This window comes from Methylobacterium sp. WL103, assembly GCF_008039885.1.
GTDB lineage: Bacteria > Pseudomonadota > Alphaproteobacteria > Rhizobiales > Beijerinckiaceae > Methylobacterium > Methylobacterium cerastii.
The window spans coordinates 1-2,887 of the sequence record NZ_VRUX01000541.1 but is presented as its reverse complement, the minus strand read 5'-3'; the positions used below and the strand labels follow the sequence as shown (position 1 = coordinate 2,887).

Below are 2,887 nucleotides of genomic sequence, written 5' to 3'. Positions count from 1 at the left end.
CCTTCGCCCGGTTCCGCCGCTCAGCGCGAACGGTCGCCGCCGCTCTGATTGCTCCAAGGCATGCTAGCCGTCTTCTCCTGCCTGCTGTGGGGTCGCCCGCGCGCCCACGGTTCGAACCGCACACGCGGCCCGCGACCGTGTCCAAACCTGCCCGGATGAGGCAGCCACCGGAACGAGCGGAGGCCTACGCACCTGCGAGGGACCGTCGCCTGCTGTCAAGGCAGGCAGGTGGGCATCGCCGCCCCCTTTGGCAACCGCGACCCGACGCCCCTGCGCATCCGTGCGAAATCGTGGTTTTCACGGGATGCGTTCGAGGTCCACGAACGTGTAGGCGTGCTCGTCGTGCGGGCCGGCCGGATGGGCCTCGCGGAAGGTCTCGCGATACACGCTCCGGTCGAAGTCCGGGAAGCGTACGTCGCCCTCGGGACTCGCCGCCACCTCGGTCAGCCGCAGCGCGTCGGCGTGGGGCAGCGCGAGCCGGTAGATCTCGGCGCCGCCGACCACCATCAGTTCCTCGGCCGAGGCCGCCGCCAGCGCCTGCGCCCAATCGTGGACCGTCTCGACGCCCTCGGCCGCGAAGCCGCTGTCGCGGGTCAGCACCAGCGTGCGCCGCCCGGGCAGCGGGCGGCCGATCGAGGCGTAGGTCTTGCGGCCCATCAGCATCGGCTTGCCCATGGTGACGGCCTTGAACCGCTTGAGGTCCCCGCGCAGGTGCCACGCGAGCCCGTTGTCCCGGCCGATCACGCCGTTCTCGGCCAGGGCCACGACGAGGATGATCCGCGGCCGCGCGCCGGCGATCGAAGCGGGCATCAGACAGCCACCGGTGCGCGGATCGCGGGATGGGGGTCGTAGCCCTCGATCGCGATGTCCTCGTAGCGGAAGGCGAACAGGTCGCGGATCTCGGGGTTGAGGCGGAGCGTCGGCAGCGGGCGCGGCGCGCGGGCGAGTTGGAGGCGCGCCTGGTCGAGGTGGTTTCGGTAGAGGTGCGCGTCACCGAAGCTGTGGACGAAGTCGCCGGGCCGGAGCCCCGTCACCTGCGCGATCATCGCGGTGAGGAGCGCGTAGCTCGCGATGTTGAACGGCACGCCGAGGAAGGCGTCGGCCGAGCGCTGGTAGAGCTGGCACGAGAGGCGCCCGTCCGCGACGTAGAACTGGAACAGGCAGTGGCAGGGCGCCAGCGCCATCCGGTCGAGGTCGGCCGGATTCCAGGCCGAGACGACGAGGCGGCGCGAATCGGGGTTGCGGCGGATCTCCTCGACGACCCAGGCGATCTGGTCGACGGTGCCGCCGCCGGGCTTCTCCCAGGAGCGCCACTGCTTGCCGTAGACCGGGCCGAGGTCGCCCGCGGCGTCGGCCCACTCGTCCCAGATCGTCACCCCGTTGGCGCGCAGCGCGGCGACGTTGGTGTCCCCGGTCAGGAACCACAGCAGCTCGTGGACGATCGAGCGCAGGTGCAGCTGCTTCGTCGTGACCAGCGGAAAGCCACGATCGAGATCGAACCGCATCTGGTGCCCGAACACCGAGAGGGTGCCCGTGCCGGTGCGGTCTTCCTTGGCGCAGCCCTCGTCGAGGATGCGGGTGAGCAGGCTGTGATACGCGTCCATCGGCGACCTTCCTGCCCGCCTTCGCGCGTGTTGCCAAGCATGCTCTCCCGAGATCGGCATTCGGGCGGAGCCCGACATGGGACTGGATGGCGCGGTCCGACCTGCTATCTCTTCGCCCATGACTTCACTGGCGTCCGTCCCCCGTCCGCGCGACCAGATCCAGGGCGCGCGTCCGCCCTCCGTCGAGCGGCTCCTCGGGCATCAGGTTGCTGCCAGTCTGATCGAGACCTTCGGGCGGACCGCCGTCCGAGACGCCGTCCGCGAAGACTTGGCGGCGATCCGCGCCCGCGCCGAGGGCGTCCCGGACGAGGCCGCGATCCTCGCCGCCGTCGAGGGGCGCCTGTCTGAGCTGTCGCGCGCTTCGCTGCGCCCGGTCTTCAACCTCACCGGCACGGTGCTGCACACCAACCTCGGCCGCGCCCTGCTGCCGCCGGAGGCGGCCGAAGCGGTGTCCGCAGTGATGACCGGGGCTGCCAACCTCGAATTCGACCTTGCCACCGGCGAGCGCGGCGAGCGCGACGACCACGTCGAGGCGCTGATCTGCCGGCTGACCGGGGCTGAGGCGGCGATCGTCGTCAACAACAACGCGGCCGCCGTCTTCCTCGTCCTCAACGCCCTGGCGATGCGCAAGGAGGTGGTGGTCTCCCGCGGCGAACTGGTGGAGATCGGCGGCTCGTTCCGCGTCCCCGACGTGATGGCGCGGGCCGGCTGCCGCCTGCGCGAGGTCGGCACCACCAACCGTACGCACCTGCACGACTTCGACGAGGCGCTTGGCCCGCGAACCGGCCTGGTGATGCGGGTGCACCCGAGCAACTACGAGATCCGCGGGTTCACGGCGCAGGCCCGGGAGGACGAACTCGGCGCGCTCTGCCGCGCCCGCGGCGTGCCGCTGGCCGTCGATCTCGGCAGCGGCAGCCTGGTGGATCTTGCGGCCCACGGCCTGCCGCCGGAGCCGACCGTGCGGGCAGCGCTGGCGCATGCCGACCTCGTCACCTTCAGCGGCGACAAGCTCCTCGGTGCGGTCCAGTGCGGGATCGTCGCCGGGCGGACGGACCTGTTGCGGAAGATCCGCAAGAGCCCGCTCAAGCGGGCGCTGCGCGTCGACAAGATGACCTACGCCGCGCTCGAAGCGACGCTGCGGCTCTACCTGAACCCCGAACGGCTCGCCGAGCGCTTGCCGACTCTGCGGCTGCTGACCCGGAAAGCCGAGGCGATCGACGCGCAGGCGCGCCGCCTTGCGCCGGAGGTGGCGCGCCGCCGCTCGGATCGCCTCGGCTTTCCGG

3 protein-coding genes are annotated in these 2,887 nt (G+C 71.4%); 1 reads left to right on the top strand and 2 read right to left on the bottom strand.

Annotation, left to right across the window (positions count from 1 at the left end):
* Nucleotides 1–297 precede the first annotated feature (297 nt).
* Nucleotides 298–810: a dihydrofolate reductase gene (locus FV222_RS22005; protein WP_147815640.1), complete on the bottom strand. Its 513-nt coding sequence runs from the start codon at nucleotides 808–810 to the stop codon at nucleotides 298–300.
* Complete coding sequence (locus tag FV222_RS22000) at nucleotides 810–1,604, bottom strand: thymidylate synthase (protein WP_147761510.1); 795 nt, start codon at nucleotides 1,602–1,604, stop codon at nucleotides 810–812. Before FV222_RS22000 ends, FV222_RS22005 begins: the two co-directional genes overlap by 1 nt.
* 118 nt (nucleotides 1,605–1,722) lie before the next feature.
* Here FV222_RS22000 and selA point away from each other — a divergent pair.
* A partial coding sequence (gene selA, locus FV222_RS21995) for an L-seryl-tRNA(Sec) selenium transferase (RefSeq protein ID WP_147815639.1) occupies nucleotides 1,723–2,887 on the top strand: 1,165 nt, incomplete at its 3' end.